Annotated in this window: 13 protein-coding genes and 1 other RNA gene; 8 read left to right on the forward strand and 6 right to left on the reverse strand. The window is 50.0% G+C overall.

All coding sequences use genetic code 11. The annotated features are described in order from the left end of the window. Positions 1–220: 220 nt before the first annotated feature. Both ACO5JD_RS03170 and ACO5JD_RS03175 read left to right on the forward strand, forming a co-directional pair. On the forward strand, positions 221–1,969 hold the full coding sequence (locus ACO5JD_RS03170; RefSeq protein ID WP_484987501.1) for an ABC transporter ATP-binding protein/permease: 1,749 nt from the start codon (positions 221–223) through the stop codon (positions 1,967–1,969). After that, complete coding sequence (locus tag ACO5JD_RS03175) at positions 1,966–3,687, forward strand: amino acid ABC transporter ATP-binding/permease protein (protein ID WP_484987503.1); 1,722 nt, start codon at positions 1,966–1,968, stop codon at positions 3,685–3,687. Before ACO5JD_RS03170 ends, ACO5JD_RS03175 begins: the two co-directional genes overlap by 4 nt. Here the strand turns inward: ACO5JD_RS03175 and ACO5JD_RS03180 are convergent. After that, on the reverse strand, positions 3,684–4,553 hold the full coding sequence (locus ACO5JD_RS03180; protein ID WP_484987505.1) for an HAD-IIB family hydrolase: 870 nt from the start codon (positions 4,551–4,553) through the stop codon (positions 3,684–3,686). The genes ACO5JD_RS03175 and ACO5JD_RS03180 overlap by 4 nt on opposite strands. A gap of 32 nt (positions 4,554–4,585) precedes the next feature. Further along, positions 4,586–6,394, reverse strand: a complete 1,809-nt coding sequence (ade, locus tag ACO5JD_RS03185) for an adenine deaminase (RefSeq protein ID WP_484987507.1) — start codon at positions 6,392–6,394, stop codon at positions 4,586–4,588. A gap of 126 nt (positions 6,395–6,520) precedes the next feature. On the opposite strand from ade, the gene ACO5JD_RS03190 reads away from it, so the two are divergent. From ACO5JD_RS03190 to ACO5JD_RS03200, 3 genes are all read left to right on the forward strand, one after another. Continuing rightward, positions 6,521–7,579 (forward strand): Gfo/Idh/MocA family protein, encoded by a 1,059-nt coding sequence (locus tag ACO5JD_RS03190; RefSeq protein WP_484987509.1) that lies wholly within the window; start codon positions 6,521–6,523, stop codon positions 7,577–7,579. A gap of 159 nt (positions 7,580–7,738) precedes the next feature. Continuing rightward, positions 7,739–7,834, forward strand: an RNA gene (gene ffs, locus ACO5JD_RS03195) — signal recognition particle sRNA small type. Positions 7,835–7,903: 69 nt separating this feature from the next. Next, entirely contained in the window at positions 7,904–8,542 is a 639-nt protein-coding gene (locus ACO5JD_RS03200) for a VTT domain-containing protein (protein ID WP_484987511.1), read from the forward strand. A gap of 131 nt (positions 8,543–8,673) precedes the next feature. Here ACO5JD_RS03200 and ACO5JD_RS03205 read toward each other — a convergent pair whose 3' ends face one another. From ACO5JD_RS03205 to ACO5JD_RS03215, 3 genes are all read right to left on the reverse strand, one after another. Next, a complete protein-coding gene (locus tag ACO5JD_RS03205; protein WP_484987513.1) occupies positions 8,674–9,468 on the reverse strand; it encodes an ABC transporter ATP-binding protein in 795 nt (264 codons plus the stop codon). Beyond that, complete coding sequence (locus tag ACO5JD_RS03210; RefSeq protein ID WP_484987515.1) at positions 9,468–10,385, reverse strand: ABC transporter permease; 918 nt, start codon at positions 10,383–10,385, stop codon at positions 9,468–9,470. Before ACO5JD_RS03210 ends, ACO5JD_RS03205 begins: the two co-directional genes overlap by 1 nt. Positions 10,386–10,513: 128 nt before the next feature. Beyond that, positions 10,514–11,497 (reverse strand): ABC transporter substrate-binding protein, encoded by a 984-nt coding sequence (locus ACO5JD_RS03215; protein ID WP_484987517.1) that lies wholly within the window; start codon positions 11,495–11,497, stop codon positions 10,514–10,516. A 163-nt stretch (positions 11,498–11,660) separates the two neighbouring features. Here ACO5JD_RS03215 and ACO5JD_RS03220 point away from each other — a divergent pair, with 163 nt between their 5' ends. Beyond that, positions 11,661–12,125, forward strand: coding sequence for a low molecular weight protein-tyrosine-phosphatase (locus ACO5JD_RS03220; protein ID WP_484987519.1), 465 nt, complete (start codon positions 11,661–11,663; stop codon positions 12,123–12,125). 72 nt (positions 12,126–12,197) lie between these two features. Here ACO5JD_RS03220 and ACO5JD_RS03225 read toward each other — a convergent pair whose 3' ends face one another. Continuing rightward, the gene (locus ACO5JD_RS03225) at positions 12,198–13,412 is read right to left on the reverse strand and encodes an Mbeg1-like protein (RefSeq protein ID WP_484987521.1); all 1,215 of its coding nucleotides are present in this window, start codon (positions 13,410–13,412) and stop codon (positions 12,198–12,200) included. Positions 13,413–13,523: 111 nt separating this feature from the next. Here ACO5JD_RS03225 and ACO5JD_RS03230 point away from each other — a divergent pair, with 111 nt between their 5' ends. Continuing rightward, positions 13,524–14,876: an MATE family efflux transporter gene (locus ACO5JD_RS03230; RefSeq protein WP_484987523.1), complete on the forward strand. Its 1,353-nt coding sequence runs from the start codon at positions 13,524–13,526 to the stop codon at positions 14,874–14,876. A 29-nt stretch (positions 14,877–14,905) separates the two neighbouring features. Continuing rightward, positions 14,906–16,327, forward strand: coding sequence for an adenosylhomocysteinase (locus tag ACO5JD_RS03235; RefSeq protein ID WP_484987525.1), 1,422 nt, complete (start codon positions 14,906–14,908; stop codon positions 16,325–16,327). The last annotated feature ends 6 nt before the right edge of the window (positions 16,328–16,333 follow it).

A 16,333-nucleotide genomic window follows, 5' to 3' on the forward strand; every position in this document is an offset into this window, starting at 1 on the left:
GGTTTGAGGCGCCTTAAAACGGCTTAGAATCAGTCATAAATAATGCAAATAAACACAGATTAAATTGAAGGTGTCGAAAACTGTCTTTGGTTGAAATACTATCGCGTAAAAAGGGAATGTTTCCTTAGATAAACTTAATCCTAGCAACAAAATGGATGATAGAACTATCATCCATTTTGTTGCGCCTAATTAGAATCGCCATTGCATGTGAAGGGGCAGCATGCTGTTATTAGATAAAACGCTTTTAAGACTGTCTAAAGGGCTCTGGGGCTGGATAGTCGCCATTGTTATAGTGCGATTTGCACAACTTATCGGCGTTACTCTGTTTGCGGAGGTTATCGGTACTTTTCTGGGTAATTTGGCAAGTCCTCATCCTGATACTACAAAGTTAGCAGCTGCGGCTTCCGCCGCAGCTGCCGCTTCGTTACTTACCTTGGTTGCGCGTCTTGCGCAGGGGGAGCTGCAGTACCGCACCACCGCTTCTGCCCGTGTTCATTTGCGCGAAGTCATCTTTGACAAGGTTCTTGCTCTGGATGTAGGTGGTATCGAAAAAATTGGTCCGGTATCAGCTATTACTTCATCAGTGGATGCTGTTGAGCAGATGCAAACCTATTACTCCCTCTATTTGCCCTCGTTGATTTTTTCGGTAATTGCTCCTGTATATCTGTTTTTCCATTTAGCACCTATGTCGCTGTCTATAGCGGTATTGCTGTTGGTAGTGTCTGTAGTGCTCTTGCCGCTCAACAACTTGTTCCGCCATCAGATAGAAGCTCTGCGCCGTCGCTATTGGATTTCGGTTGAAGACATGACGGCATACTTCCTTGATTCGGTGCGAGGGCTGACGAGTATCAAACTTTTTGGTCGCGATGCGGATCGCAGCCAGACTCTACAATCCAAGGCTCGCCGCTTGAGCGCAGATATCAACGAATTCATGCGCATCAACTTTAGCTCGCACTTTGTAAATGAAGCGCTCATGTATTTGGCTATCACCATTGCACTTGTCATTGTATGTTTCGACTTGGCAGCGGCTAGGATGAATGTGGGCTCTGGCCTCACCATTCTCTTGCTTGCCTATGGTTATTTCGCGTCAATACGCCAGCTAATGGATGCAACTCACGATGCGCTTACCGCAGTATCGGCTGCCACAAAGGTCGAAGATATCTTTGCTGTTGATACTTCCCGAGCTTACAATCCTCAAGCGCCTACCGATCCCGAGGCATATGACGGTATCCGATTGGAGCATGTGAGTTTCAGCTATCCTGAATCTAAGAATCGTATGGCTCTCAATAATGTTTCGCTTCGGGTGCCTCGCGGCAAGACAATTGCGCTGGTAGGGCTTTCGGGCTGCGGTAAGTCAACGGTTGCGGCGCTTCTTGCGCGCTTTATAGATCCCACAGCTGGCAATCTTTATATCGATGGGCAAAACTATCTCAGTCTTACTCCCGAAGAGCTGCGTTATCACGTAGCGATGGTTCCTCAGACAGTCAGTCTCTTTACGGGTAGTATCCGCGAAAATCTTCAGATTGCCGCTCCGAATGCAAATGACGAAAAGCTTTATGAGGCGCTGGACGAAGCTGCCTTGGGTGATTGGGTGCGTAGTCTTCCTGACAAATTAGATACTGCAGTAGGTGACGCGGGGTCGCGTCTTTCGGGTGGTCAACGTCAAAAAATGGGTATTGCACGCGTACTCTTGTCGCAGGCGAAGTATCTTATCTTTGATGAGTCGACTTCCTCGGTCGACGAAGCGAGCGAGCAGGAGATTTGGCACTGCATCCGTAAATTGTCACGTACCCGTACGTTAGTAATTATCTCTCATCGCCTTTCAACCATTCGCTGGGCAGATTGTATTTATGTTCTCGAACACGGCTGTGTCACGGCACGGGGCACGCATGAAGAGCTTATGCAGCATGAGGGTCTCTACCAGCAACTTGTCGCAGAACAAGCAAAGCTCGAAGGAGCTGCAGCATGAGTAAAAAGAAAAGCTACAGCTATGCATATCCACTTCCTGTGCTCGCAATTCGGCTACTGCGCATAGGCAAGCCAATCGCTCCCTATCTTGTGGTGTCTGCGCTTGCGTCAATTGTGGGCAATCTGGCATGTCTAGGCGTTATGGGTTTTGGTGCCGCTGCGATTTTGAATGTAGCCCAAATGTTGGCCGGTGATTGGCGCATCTATCTTGCAATGGTAGTTTTTAGCGGCAGTCTTATCGCGCTGTGCCGTTACCTTGAGGGACGCTATTCGCATGTAGGTGCTTATAACTTGTTGGCACAGCTGCGTGTACATCTATTTGAGGAAATCGACCGCTTGGCACCTTCAATTTTGATTGAACGCAGTCAAGGTGAGTTGCTATCTATTGCGGTAACCGATGTTGAAACCCTAGAGTTCTTTTTTGCGCATACGATAGGTCCGCTGTTTACGGTTGTGCTTGTGCCCCTTGCTGCGCTTATTGTGGCGGCGCGCGTGCATCTTTTGTATGTTGCGGTACTCCTGCCGATTTTTGTGCTGACGAGTGTTTTGATTCCGTTGCTAGCTTTACGTGTAGGCAGAAGCATTGGCCTGAGGTATCGAGCTGCTCTCGCGCAACTCAAATCATTGGTACTCGAAAGTGTGTATGGCATACGAGACATCCAGATATTCAATGCAGGTCAACAGCGCAAAAGTCAGGTTCTAGAAGCAAATGAGCGGGTTAATAGCTCTGCGCACGGATTGGCCCTGCATCAGCAGGCAGTATCCGCGCTTCCTGACTTCTTTGTCTATCTAGCGCGTATTTTGGTAGTTGTTGTAGCAGCAAGTCTTGCAGCGGCAGGCGTGGGGAATCCTGCTGGAGCGATTATTGTCTCCTTTGTTGCAACGGCATCGTTTTCGTCGACGTTCTCCTTAACGTTTGTGGTGACGCATTTGCTCGAAGCATTTGCTGCTGCAGATCGGATTTTCCGTATTGAAGATTGCGCCGCAGCAATTACAGAGACGGGACATGAGGATTGCGGTCCGATTCAGTCTATCGAGTTTGAGGACGTGAGCTTTACCTACCCTGGTGCAAATACCGCCGTATTGAATGGCGCTGCCTTGCATATCAGAGCGGGTGAACGTATTGGTATTGCGGGTCCCAGTGGTGCAGGTAAATCAACGAGTTTTCGTTTGCTGTTGCGTTTTTATGACCCCAATCAGGGACACATTAGGATTAATGGTGTTGATGCACGAGAGATCTCTCTAAATGTTTTGCGTCGGCGCATAGCATTGCTCGAACAGGATACTTATCTTTTTGATTGTTCCATTGCAGATAACATTGCATTTGCGCAGCCAACAGCAACGCTTGAAGAGGTGAGGCGTGCTGCCAAACGAGCAGGCATTGCAGATCTTATCGAGAGCCTGCCTGAAGGTTATGATACGCAAATGGGCCAGATGGGAGCGCGCCTTTCGGGTGGCGAGCGCCAACGTATAGGTATTGCGCGTGTGCTGCTAGCCAATCCTGATGTCATTGTGATGGACGAGCCAACAAGTGCGCTTGATGTGCTGCACGAGCGCGAGCTAGTGCATACGTTGCAAACGGTGTACGCCGACAAGACCATCATTATGGTTTCGCATAGGCCTTCGACCTTATCATCATGCGATCGCGTTTATCAGCTTGAAGACCGCAAATTTATCAAGCAGGTATCTGATGAGACGGGCGCTCTAAGGGTGTCCTAAGCTTGATACTGTTCCAGCCAGACAGCCACGCCCTGCTTGTCAAAAGAGGGGCAAATCTCATCAGCATCCCTAAGAATTTCGGGTGTGGAGTTAGCCATTGCGACAAAAGTACCAACATGGCCAATCATTGAGTAATCGTTGCCGCTATCACCAAATGCGACAGAACGCGAAATGTCGAGCTTCAGCTCCTGACAAAGCTGTTCAAGCGCGGCGCCCTTGTTGATGCCAGCGTGGGTAAGCTCATATTCGATCGGTCCCATCCGAGCGATATCCAGCTGGCCAAGCGCGTGCAAGCGCTGGCCAGCCTCATCGGCTAGTGCGGCGGTCTCAAAGCTGCATTCCATTTTGAAGACTGTGTCGGGGTGCGTAGCCATGGCTTCATGGATGGAATCTACAGGTTTCATGCCTGCCATTGCGTTTATGATGTCTTCCTCGCTATTGGCTTCGCCTAAGCCGTCCGATCCTCCGCGTGCCATATATGTAATCGCGCGGCGCTCACGGTAAGTCTCACTTTCATAAAAGACAAACCATGCGGGGTTAAGGTCATCAAGGGTAGAAAAAACAGTGCTTACCAGCTCATCGGGCATTTCATTTTCAAAAAGAACACTCTGGTCGGTCTGGCGACGCACAACTGATCCATTAAGCGTTACCAGCCAATCGACCCAGTCCCATACCAGCAAGTCGTGGAGCATATGCAGAGGACGACCGCTCACCACGGAGACTTGAGCGCCGTGGTCATGAGCATATTTAAGTGCTGCTTGGACACGTGGATGCATTTCGCCCGAAACCGTATCGATAGTGGTGCCATCAAGGTCAAAGGCAACAAGCGAGAAGGGATAGGTTTGCATTTGCACGTGCTGCGGCACAGGAATTCCTTTCGATAGGGATTGACAGCGGCTTACTCAACTTCGAGTGGTTGGAACTGATAGGTTATGCAGTTAACATAACCTCTGTTGGTGATGCGTAGCACAGGCACACAAGCCAGCGACATAATGCCCATAGTCATAAACGGCGAGGGCATAGTGCATCCCATTGTGCGCCACGCTTCCTCGACTTGAGCAACTTTCTCAGCAACAAGCTCGATGCGCTGGTCGGAAAGCAGACCAAAGATAGGCAGCTCGACTAGCGCGAGCACCTTACCGTCTTGGACGGCAACTTCGCCACCGCCACATTCGATGAGGGTGCGTGCAGCTAGGGCCATATCATCGTCGTTGTCGCCTGCAACCAGCAGGTTATGAGCATCATGTGCTACGGTCTGGGCGAGGGCACCGTGAATACCAAAACCATGCAAGAAGCCAGCTGCATGTGAGCCTGTAGCATGATGGCGCTCAAAGACACAGACCTTAATCAAATCGTTTGTGGGGTCACTAAGCAGTTCGCCGTTCTTGGCGGGGGCTTCCATGACAAGATCATCAGTTACCGTGGATCCAGGAGCAGAGCCAATGACATGCACCTTGACGGGGCCATCAGCCTTGTCAGTGGGAATACGGAAGCTTTCGGGAGTAATTTCCATTCCGAGGTTCATGGTGTGCGTATATTCCTGTGGCCAGTCGTAGGGCTCAAAGTTAAAGAGGGGCTTACCATCCTCAGCAACTAATTCACCATCGATAAAGACCTGGTGGACATTGAATTCATCAAGGCTATCGCACAGCACAATATCGGCGCATTTCCCGGGGATAATCGCCCCTAAATCATGGTCAAGATGGAAGCATGTAGCTGTGTTGAGAGTTGCCATCTGTATTGCTTCGATAGGATTGATGCCGCAACTCACTGCAAGACGCAGCAAGCGATCCACGTGTCCATCCTCAACAATAGTGCGTGGTTGATTGTCATCGGAGCACAGTGTGCAGAATCTACTATCAATCTGATGATGTGTCACTGCAGGAGCTAGACGTTTCATATTTTGCCAAGCAGAACCCTGGCGCAATTGCACATACATGCCTAAGCGCAGTTTTGCGACCACATCTTCGGGACGGTAGGATTCATGATCTGCTGTGATGCCTGCGGCGATGTAGGCGTTGAGATCACGATCATGCTCGGGCACAGTGTAATGGCCCGTAACGGCGCGCCCTGCTTTGAGAGTTTCCGCAACCTCATCAAGAGCATTGTCTTCGCAGGAAAGAATGCCAGGGTAGTTCATCATTTCGCCGAGGGCTACTGTATCATCGCGTTGCATTTCTTGGGCGATATCGATAGCGGTGACCTCAGCGCCGGTATCTTCAAAACCTGGCACTGCCGGCACACAACTTGGTGTGGTAACCATCGCTTTGAGTGGCGTGCGTTTGGCATCGGCTTCAGCGGCATGTACTGCTGCAAGACCTGCAACGTTGGCGATTTCGTGCGGATCCCACATGATGGTTGTGGTGCCATGAGGAACAACCGCGCGGGCATACTCGGCGGGCGAGCACATGGATGATTCAATGTGGATGTGTGAGTCAATAAGACCGGGCAAGGCATAGTAGCCCGTAGCATCTACAACTTTGGTGTTAGGTCCAATACAATGCTCTGCGGTCTTTCCCTCCAAACCAAGGTAAGCCACGCGGCCAGCAACAACAGCAATGTCTGCATCTTTTAGCAGTTCGCGGGTGGTAGTAGAAACTAACGTTGCATGGCGAATGACCAAATCCGCGGCTTGCTCACCGCGTGCAACGTGGATGAGGTCACGTTGGCACTCCCATTGAGACTTTTTGCAATAGGTGTTGAACACGGCGACTCCAATCCATGGATTTTGCTTCTCAACATAATACCCCGCAGTTAAACAAAACAATTCCCACTGGTGGGATAATCAGAAATGACGGAAAAATGTCAAAGCAACGCGAGGGAGGCAGCAGTTATGGAAAACGAGCTAAGAATCGCAACGATCGGTACCAGTGCGATTTGTGAGAGGTTTCTTGATGCGGTAGCAAAAACTGAAGGTGTGTGCTTGGCGGGCTGTTATTCGCGCACGCTCGTGCGAGCAAAAGATTTTGCACAAAAGCATGGCGCGGAGTTGGCGTTTGATGATCTTGCTGGATTGGCTGCTTCACCTGATGTGGATGCAGTGTACATCGCAAGTCCCAATGCGCTACATGGACCTCAGGCAAAGCAACTCATTGCAGGTGGCAAGCATGTGCTGGTAGAGAAAGCTTTTGCATCGAATGCCACCGAGGCAGCAGAGGTATTTGCTGCTGCAGAAGCTGCAGGTGTTATTGCGATGGAAGCCATGCGCAATCTTTATGACCCTGGCTTTGCCAAGATTGAACAGAATTTAGACCGCCTAGGAACTATTCGCCAAGCAACTCTGCGCTTCTCCAAAATTACTTCTCGCATGGCGCGATTGCTTGCTGGTGAACGTGTCAGTCAGTTTGACCCATTGCTTTCCGAGGGCGCGCTGATGGATATTGGCATCTATACCATGGAGCCCGCAGTAGCGCTCTTTGGTTGCCCACAGCGCGTACTAGCTGCAGGAATTTGCGCAGCAGTTCCTGGTGAGCCCGTTGATAGCGCTTACGGAAAGATTGATCTAGCGGGTGAAATGCTGCTTGACTATGGTGATAAGGTAGTAAACCTTTCTTATGGAAAGGTGACTGACGATCTTATCCCATCTCAGATTCAAGGTGAAAAAGCCACGCTGACTATTGGAACGCTGCCTAACTGCTCACAGTTAAAGCTCGTGACGCATGTGGATGCAGGTATGGCATATGGCACTGTGGGTGGTGCGGAAGAAGAGCTCCCTGTTGTGACGCCTGAAAACGATATGGTGTGTGAGTTGTCCTTCTTCCGTGATGCGGTCGCGGGGAAAGCCGAAGCGCTTAAACGCGTTCATCAATTCCAGCAGGTGACCTGTGATGCGCTAACCACAATGGACGAAGCCCGCAGACAGCTTGGTGTGCGATTTCCCGCAGACAAGTAGCTAGAGAGTGCCCACTAGAGAGTGCTCACGTGCGTGCTTGTGGCATTTTGCGTCCGAATGTTTAAGTAAATCACAAGCTTTATGAGTATTTGTGGCAGTGCGGCAACCGAGCTAGGCAACAAAGCTCGGCTGCCGCTATACTTTGGCCTGCAAGTGAGTTGGGTGGGTTCGGGCGACGTACTGTTCCGAACCTGGTCAGGGCCGGAAGGCAGCAGCCATAAGGAGCCTCGGGCGGGCGCCCGTTCCCACCGAGCGCACTTGCGGTCGCCCCGAGACTTATCGAAAGCCCCGGGGCGTTATCATACATAACGACGTTAGGAACCTATGGACATCGTCAACTTTTTTGTCGACCTTCTCCGCGATCCCCGCAGCGCTATCGCAAGCTGGATTGCGATGGGACCTGTTGCTGCATATGGCTTTGTCTTTTTGATTATTTTCATTGAAACAGGGGTTGTGTTCTTTCCCTTTCTACCTGGTGATTCTCTACTTTTTGCATCGGGCTTTTTTGCTGCAACGGGTGACTTTAATATCTACCTTTTGCTGGCAGTGGCGTGGTGCGCTGCAATTTTGGGCGATCAATGCAACTTTTTGATTGGTCACTTTCTGGGTAAGCGCATTATCGATTCAGGCAAAGTAAAGGCTATGACGCCTGAGCGCATAGAGAAGTCCGAGGCGTTTTTGGATAAATGGGGTCGTCTTGCAATTTTTCTCGGGCGTTTCTTTCCCTTTATTCGTACTTTTGTGCCCTTCCTTGCTGGCATGGGTGGCATGAAGTGGCACCACTTTGTGCTCTTTAATATCCTCGGCGGTATTACGTGGTCAACACTTTTCCTGCTTTTGGGCTATTTCTTTGGCGGTATCCCTGCAGTGCAAGCGCACTTTGAGCTGGTGGTTGTTGGCATTATCTTAGTTTCAGTTATCCCGATGATCGTTGGCTTGATTCGTGGCCGCCCCAATAAATAAGCGGTTTTAATAAGCGTCCTTTTACAGATGGTTCATTCTTCGAGTTTTCGAAAAATGTGACCTGCGCGTTTATGCTCGCCTACTTCGAAGCTTGAACCATCTGCGAATTTTATGCCCGAAATTCGAACCATCTACGACAAGAGCATGCGATCGTTTGCGAGCTCGCCCCCTGAGACCTCTTCAAATTTTTGAAGCAGATCGTGCACATGTAACTGCCGTTTTTCGTCGTCGCGTACGTCGAAAATGATATGACCCTCATGCATCATGATAAGACGGTTGCCCAAGCGAATGGCATCGTTCATATTGTGCGTCACCATGAGCGTAGTCAGGTTGTACTCTCCTACGAGTTTTTCAGTCAAATCTAATACTTTTGAAGCAGTCTTGGGGTCAAGAGCAGCGGTATGCTCATCTAAAAGTAACAGCTTTGGCTTTTTGAGTATGGCCATCAAAAGTGTAAGTGCTTGACGTTGTCCACCAGAGAGTAGTCCCACCTTGGAAGACATGCGATCTTCAAGACCTAGGTCTAGCTCGGCTAGGCGCTCATGGTAAAGGGCATGTTCATTTTTGCTGATGCCCCAGCTGAGCCCGCGGCGTGCTCCACGTCGCGCTGCAAGAGAAAGATTCTCAATGATTTGCATGTCGGCAGCAGTACCTCGCATGGGATCTTGAAAAACGCGACCGAGATTGACAGCGCGTTTGTGTTCACGTAGCCGACTGATATCCTGTCCATCCAAGATGACCTGACCGCCATCAAGGGGAAAGACACCTGCGATACTATTGAGTAGGGTGGACTTGCCAGCCCCGTTGCCACCTATGACTGTGACAAAGTCGCCAGGATTGAGATGCAGATTTACATCAATGAGTGCTGGCTTTTCGTTAACGGTGCCTTTGTTGAAGGTCTTACTGACGCCTTTAAGTACGAGCATTAGCACTCACCTCCTTTTGCGTAAACGCGACGCTGTTGATTGCGCTCCCAGATAACGGGTACAACCAACGCAAGAGCAACAATAACTGCAGACAGCAGTTTCATATCATTAGCATCCATGCCCATCTGAAGCACAATCGCACGAATGAGGAAATATACGACAGAGCCTACTACGGCTGATGTGAGGCGGCTGCCAAAGGCCTGTAATTTATTTGGGGTTAGACGTCCAAGTACTTCGCCGATGACAATAGCAGCAAGGCCAATAACGATGGCGCCTGTTCCCATACCAATGTCGGCATACTTTTGGCTTTGGCAAATGAGCGCACCCGATAGACCCACAAAACCGTTGGAAAGCATCAGGGCAAAGAGCTTAGTAATACGTACATCTATACCCAGCGCACGACACATATCTTCGTTTTGGCCAGTGGCGCGCATTGCCGAACCAATCTCAGTACCAAAAAACCAGTAGAGGAATACGATCGCCAAAATGGCGACAACGATTCCCACAACAAACGTTGCGTTATCGCGGGAAATATGCAAAAGGGATGCTGTGCGAGTAAAAACAGTATCGACGTTTAAGAGCGGCGTGTTGGATTTGCCCATGACACGCAAATTGATGGACCAAAGCGCGATTTGAGTCAGAATTCCCGCCAAAATCGCTGGAATATCAAAGAGAGTGTGAAGCAGACCAGTAACTGCTCCTGCAACAACACCAGCGAGTGTGCCCAGCAGTACTGCGACGAGTGGGTCAAGGCCCATTCCTACCGAACAAACTGCTGCAACACAGCCCCCTAATGCAAAGCTGCCGTCAACGGTGAGGTCTGCAATGTCGAGCATTTTGTACGTGATGAAGACCCCGAGCACCATTACACCCCAAAGGATGCCCTGAGATACAGCTCCCGAAAGCGCTAATAGCATGTAGTTCTCCCCAACATAGTCTTTTGTTGCCAGCCTAAAGCCCGCGCCGCACTTGTTGATAATCGTGTGTGGGCAATTTTGAGGCTATCCAATATAAGAAAAGCGCGGTTCATAAGAAAAGCGTTGTCCTAGGCATCCAATTTTGAAAGGTCAATGCCTAAGGTTCTAGCAATTTCTTTGTTAGTTGCCAAGGTGCACTCAGAGACATCTAGATGTTCGATAGGCATCTCGGCGGGCTTTGCTTCTCCGTTGAGAATTTTGACAGCCATCTCGCCTGTCTTGTAACCCAATTTTTCATAATCAATGCCGTAGGTAGCCAGGCCGCCGTTTGCAACCATTCCGCTTTCACCACAGATGATGGGGAGTTTGTGCTCGGTTGCGACCATAGAAACGGTTTGCATGCCTGCCGCGATGGTGTTATCTGTGGGCGCGTAGATAACATCTACCTTGCCGATCATAGACTCAACAACCTGCTGAATCTCATTGGAGCTTGATACTGTGTAGTCTTCGGCGTCTAGCTTACGTGTACGGGCAGCATCGTGGGCCATTTCGGCTTGTACGCTAGAGTTGGACTCTGCAGTGCAGTAAAGAATTGCTACCTTCTTGGCATCAGGCAGGAGCTTTTGCAGCAGATCAAACTGCTCTTCAACAGGAGTGAGGTCAGAGGTACCTGTGACGTTTCCTCCAGGAGCATCATTGTCGGCCACAAGTCCCGAAGCGGCGTAGTCAGTAATGGCAGTGCCGACTATGGGAATATCAGTTGTGGCGCCTGCTACAGCCTGGCAAGCTGGAGTTGCTATGGCAAGGATGAGGTTGTTGCCCTCATTGACTAACTTTGAGGCAATAGTTTGGCAGGCGGATTGGTCATTTTGGGCATTTTGCTGGTCAATGGTGTATTTGATACCCGAATCATCTAGCGCTTTGACAAAGCCCTTGTTTGCAGCATCAAGTGCAGCATGCTCAGTTAGCTGTAATACGCCAATCTTGGATTCGCCCTCACCAGAGGCGGAACTGCCAGAGCCAGCATTAGAACAAGCAGAAAGTCCAAAGGCGGCTAATCCCATACCTCCCAATACGCTAAGTGCACGACGACGTGTGATAGTTTTTGACATGTCGTTCCTCCTCATGAGCTCCGCCACACATTGCCGTATAGCGGTAATTTGTTTCCGTGTCACCTTTGGAGACAAGGTGACTGGACTATCATCGCTGTGTGCATCCTGTTGGATGCCTCGCAACAACAATTGATTACAGAGTCGTAACCGGTGGGATAAAGAAATGAATAAAATCCTGTTCATCTGTCACGGCAACATCTGCAGATCGACAATGGCAGAGAGTGTGATGAAAGATTTAGTGCGTAAAGCAGGACGCCAGCATGAATTTGTCATTGACTCTGCTGCAACTAGTCGTGAAGAAATTGGCAATCCTGTGCATCGCGGTACTGTGCGCAAGTTGCATAAAGAAGGGGTGCCTGTCTGCGAACATTATGCGCGGCAGTTCCGTGCCTCCGAGTATGGCGACTGGGATTTAATTGTTTATATGGACGACGAGAACTTCGGTGGATTGCATCGTATTTGCAGAGACGATCCTGAAGATAAGTTTGTCAAGTTGCTTTCCTTTGCGGATGGAAAGCCTGGGCAAAGTGCAGCTAACGTTGCAGATCCTTGGTACACCGGCGATTTTGATGCTACTTGGCGCGATGTGCTTTCTGGCTGCAAAGCACTGCTCGCGTATGTAGGGTAAGCAAAACTAGTCGGTTTTCGCGTCAGTTTTGTTGGGCGGACTTGGTAAAGATCTGTCTTGTACAGGGTTTGTTTACAAGCCTTCAATACGCGCTTCGGTTTGTGCTTTCCATACTGCGAGAGTTTGTTTGGTTTTTTCGCCAGCCTCGGCGAGTGCCACATTGACCGCTTTGGCAACAGGTGCCAAGGCTTTGGCGGTCTGCTCGGCAGATTCCTCCGCAGCGCCGCGTACGGCTCCTCCCATGGTATTCCACAAAAAACTGTTAATGATATGTTTGCTATTTTCATCTAGCGAATTAAGCGAATCGGTGACTGCTCGGATTCCCGCAGGACTTTGTCCCATGATACCTGCGAGGTCATGAATACCATGGGAGATAAATGCTTGATAGAGTTCGTCAACGAACTTCTTGCGTCCCTGCAAATCAAGGCTGGCGAGCAGTTCGTTGAAGGCCTGCCCTACATGAACGCTTGCTTGGCGTACCGCATCTCCACGCACCAATTTGTCACGCATAACCTGCCAGTTAACCGCGCTGTGCTCCATAACACCTTGGGCGCTCGATTTGACGAGAACAGGCTCTACTGCATGCGAGAAAAGTCCTGCTACGAGGCTGTATTCAGGCGTAAAGAGATGTGTGCGCTCGCGCAGGCGCTCAAAGGTTGAGAGTGGAAGTACGGCATCGTCAAACCCTGGAGAGTCATTGCACCAAAGTTCAATAATACGTTCGTCGAGCTCTGGCGCCATAGCAACTGCATAGGCAGCCAGGTTGCCGCCTTTTGAATGCCCACCAACCCGCAAGGGACCATCTGTCAGGCTTGCGATTTGGCGAAGGTAGGCAAGTGCATCTTTCTGTGCGGGGACGATACTGTAGCTGATATCACAGTCCTCAATCCATCCCACCAAGCTGTCGTCGGTGCCGCGAAACGAGAGGTAACTGCTGCTATCAGACAGACAAAGCGTCAACGCAGCAAATTGCTCACGTGCCTCTTCGTCAAAGCGCGTCTCGTAGTAGCCAAGCTTTGCATTGGCAAAACGCCGACCCGACTTGATCATGTATCCCAATAATTCATTAGTACGGTCCGAAATGAGTGGTCCCGTGCTGGGCAATACCTTTTGCGTAGAAAATCTATGCCAGACCTCAGAGGTATCAAGGAATTCACAAGCAGAAAGTACGTTATCGAGCTTTAGATAAGACAGCTGGGAGAGTATGATATTATCCACTTCATTGAAAGGAACGTGGTCAAAATCGAAGTCACCAAACCAATCTAAGTAGTCAAACATATCTGCCATGAGCATCTCTCCTTTATCGGTCTTCTTATAGTACCCAAGGAGGGTTCACGGCTAGACTACTCTCACAACGAGATTGCTAAATAAATGCATGGTGACGATAGTTTGGACCATATGAATAACGAAAAACTTTTTACTCAAACAAGCCCAACTCGTTTGTTTTTTACGGCAGCGCTGCCTGGTGCTGTAAGCATGGTTGCTTCTTCGCTCTATAACGTGAGCGAAGGTCTTTTTGTAGGGCGCTTTCTTGGTAGTGCGGCGTTTGCAGCGGTCAATCTTGCGCTACCGCTTGTCATTATCAATTATGCAATTGCAGATTTGCTGGGTGTGGGGTCCTCTGTGCCCATCTCAATTGCGCTGGGCCGTGGTGATGAGGATGAGGCTAACAATATTTTTTCAAGTACCATACTGTTAATTTTTGCCGCAGGTTTGCTGACGGGATCACTACTTTTCTTTGGGGCGCCGTTTCTCTTTAGGGCAATGGGAGCTGAGGGTGAGCTACTTGATAATGCCGTGAAGTTCTTGCGGGTTAATGCGATGTGGTCGCCCATCACAACCATTATGTATGCGGTAGACAACTATTTGCGTATTTGTGGTCGTATCCGCCGCTCAACGAGTGTCAATATTTTGATGAGCGGCCTAGGCATTGCTTTTATGATTTTGTTTTTAGGTGTTTGGCATCTGGATGTAGCAGCTGCAGGACATGCTTTTTGCTTGGCTACTTTTATAGCAGTGTGTGTGGCATTTTGGCCGTTTTTTAAAGGAGAGCTGCAACTGCATTTTGTGCGGCCTCAGTTTACGTGGGCACTAATTCGTCGGGTGGTGGGCGATGGAACACCTACTTTTCTCAGTAACATTGCGGGTCAAACAACTGCGCTGATATTGAATTTTTTCCTTCTGAAATTAGGTGGTTCCGCTGCGGTTACTATCTACGGCATGGTGATGTATTTTGATGGCATGGTGTTCCCGCTCGTTTATGGCATGCTTGATTCCTTGCAGCCAGCAGTTGGTTTTAATTGGGGGCGCCATGATGTACATCGTGTCAAGCAGATTGAGCTGCGCTGCTTTGCTGCGGCGGCAGTGGTATGCATTGTCGCAATCGTCTTGCTTTGGATTTATCCTGATGAAATTGTTCATGTCTTTATAACGACTGCTAGTGGTGACAATCTGGCAGAGGCTATTCGGGCACTGCGACTATTTTCATTGGGCTATATTGTGCGTTGGCTAGTGATGGGCACATATAGCATGTTGGTGGCGCTCAGCCAGCCGCGTTTGGCTTCGATTTTGTCATTATGCAATGCCTTCATTTTCCCCGTTGCATTGGTGTTTTTGCTGTATCCCTTGGGCCTTTTGGGTATGTGGCTCAACTATGTTTGTGCGGAGTGGCTAGGTGCGATTTTGTCGCTTGCAGCGCTGTATTACTTCCGTCGTGAGCTGCGTGGCGGCAAGATTGAGATAGGTAGATAAGCAAAGCAGAACGGAGTTTGATAGCTGATATGGAATTTGCAGAATGGGTTGCAGAGTTATCCTGTCGGACAAATAGATCACTAGCGGGCTCGTGCGTTTTTGTGACTGAGGAAACTTTGACAGACGGTCTACGCATGGCGTTTCAGAGTTGGGGATTGCTGCCGATTTCTCAACGTGAGGAAGCAGATTTTGTCTGGAATGACTTGCCCGAAAAGAAGGAACTCACTGGTGCCGAAGCGATGGCGCGCGCTGCAAAATACATGCCTGTTACCCGTGCTCTTGTGGATGGCCTTGTGACAAAGCAAAGCTTGCAGGGGCTGCGTATTGCAGTCTGTCTGGTACTGGAGCCCAAGACAAGTGTGCTGCTACAAGAACTTAAGCGTGCAGGTGCTGAGGTAGGGGTGTTTGCGCCTGCCGCAGAAGTTGACCCGCGCGTGGCTGATGAGCTTGCCAGACGTGATGTGATGATTGAGGCATGTGCTACATGGACGTCCGAGCAAGATCACGCAGGTGCTTTGCGTTTACTTGATCATCTGCGGCCCAATCTGATTGTGGATGATGGGGGTAGTTTTGCTCGACTATGCAAGTTGGAACGTCCAGAGCTATCCGCTCAGCTTATAGGTGTGGCAGAGGAGACAACCTCGGGTGTTCGTGCTTTTGCAGCTATGGAAGCGGCGCAGGAGCTGCCTTGGCCTGTGGTTGCGGTTAATGACTCGCGCCTTAAGACCTGCTTTGACAATCGGCATGGTACAGGCGAAACCTGTGTGACAAGCATGCAGGCTCTGCTTGGGTGGCACTGTTTTGCAGGGGCGAAGGTAGTAGTTATTGGCTATGGCCCTGTGGGCGAAGGTTTTGCACGGCGTATTCGTACTTTGGGGGCGGACGTCTGTATCGTGGATGGTGACCCTGCAGCTGCTTTGCGGGCACGTTTTGATGGCTTTAAGGTTGCCGATATTGCGGAAGCATTTGCATGTGCTGATGTGGTTGTGTCTGCAACGGGTGTTCGCCATACCGTCTCGATAGAGGAGATGAAACTGCTACGAGGTGGAACGACCCTAGCAGTGATAGGGGGCATTGCTCATGAGCTTGCTCTAGATGAGCTGCCCACTGACGCACTAAGGGGTGCAGATACAGATGCTATTCGTGAGCTGCAAGTTCCAGGTGGTCCAACACTTCGCTTGCTTGCCAATGGTGATGGAGTAAATTACACCGCTGGTGGAGGCAATCCGATTGAGGTGATGGATCTTAGCTTGGCTGTGCAAGTGGCAGCGATAGCATATCTCGTGGAGCATAAGGGGGAGCTTCCTGCCAAGCTTTTGCGTCTGGGCAAGGACGATGAGAGCCTTATAGCTCAGCTTGCCCTTGCTGCCCGTGGGGCTTCTGCGCGACAAGTGGGGCAAAAGAGTGATACCGTGCCTGATTGGAGACTTACGCGTTTTTCGGACGTTTAACCTAGA

Source organism: Olegusella sp., from assembly GCF_057238325.1.

Coding starts and splice junctions, on each gene's coding strand:
- ACO5JD_RS03170 (WP_484987501.1), top strand. CDS start 221: ATGCTGTTATTAGATAAAACGCTTTTAAGACTGTCTAAAGGGCTCTGG.
- ACO5JD_RS03175 (WP_484987503.1), top strand. CDS start 1,966: ATGAGTAAAAAGAAAAGCTACAGCTATGCATATCCACTTCCTGTGCTC.
- ACO5JD_RS03190 (WP_484987509.1), top strand. CDS start 6,521: ATGGAAAACGAGCTAAGAATCGCAACGATCGGTACCAGTGCGATTTGT.
- ACO5JD_RS03200 (WP_484987511.1), top strand. CDS start 7,904: ATGGACATCGTCAACTTTTTTGTCGACCTTCTCCGCGATCCCCGCAGC.
- ACO5JD_RS03205 (WP_484987513.1), bottom strand. CDS start 9,468: ATGCTCGTACTTAAAGGCGTCAGTAAGACCTTCAACAAAGGCACCGTT.
- ACO5JD_RS03210 (WP_484987515.1), bottom strand. CDS start 10,385: ATGCTATTAGCGCTTTCGGGAGCTGTATCTCAGGGCATCCTTTGGGGT.
- ACO5JD_RS03215 (WP_484987517.1), bottom strand. CDS start 11,497: ATGTCAAAAACTATCACACGTCGTCGTGCACTTAGCGTATTGGGAGGT.
- ACO5JD_RS03220 (WP_484987519.1), top strand. CDS start 11,661: ATGAATAAAATCCTGTTCATCTGTCACGGCAACATCTGCAGATCGACA.
- ACO5JD_RS03225 (WP_484987521.1), bottom strand. CDS start 13,412: ATGGCAGATATGTTTGACTACTTAGATTGGTTTGGTGACTTCGATTTT.
- ACO5JD_RS03230 (WP_484987523.1), top strand. CDS start 13,524: ATGAATAACGAAAAACTTTTTACTCAAACAAGCCCAACTCGTTTGTTT.
- ACO5JD_RS03235 (WP_484987525.1), top strand. CDS start 14,906: ATGGAATTTGCAGAATGGGTTGCAGAGTTATCCTGTCGGACAAATAGA.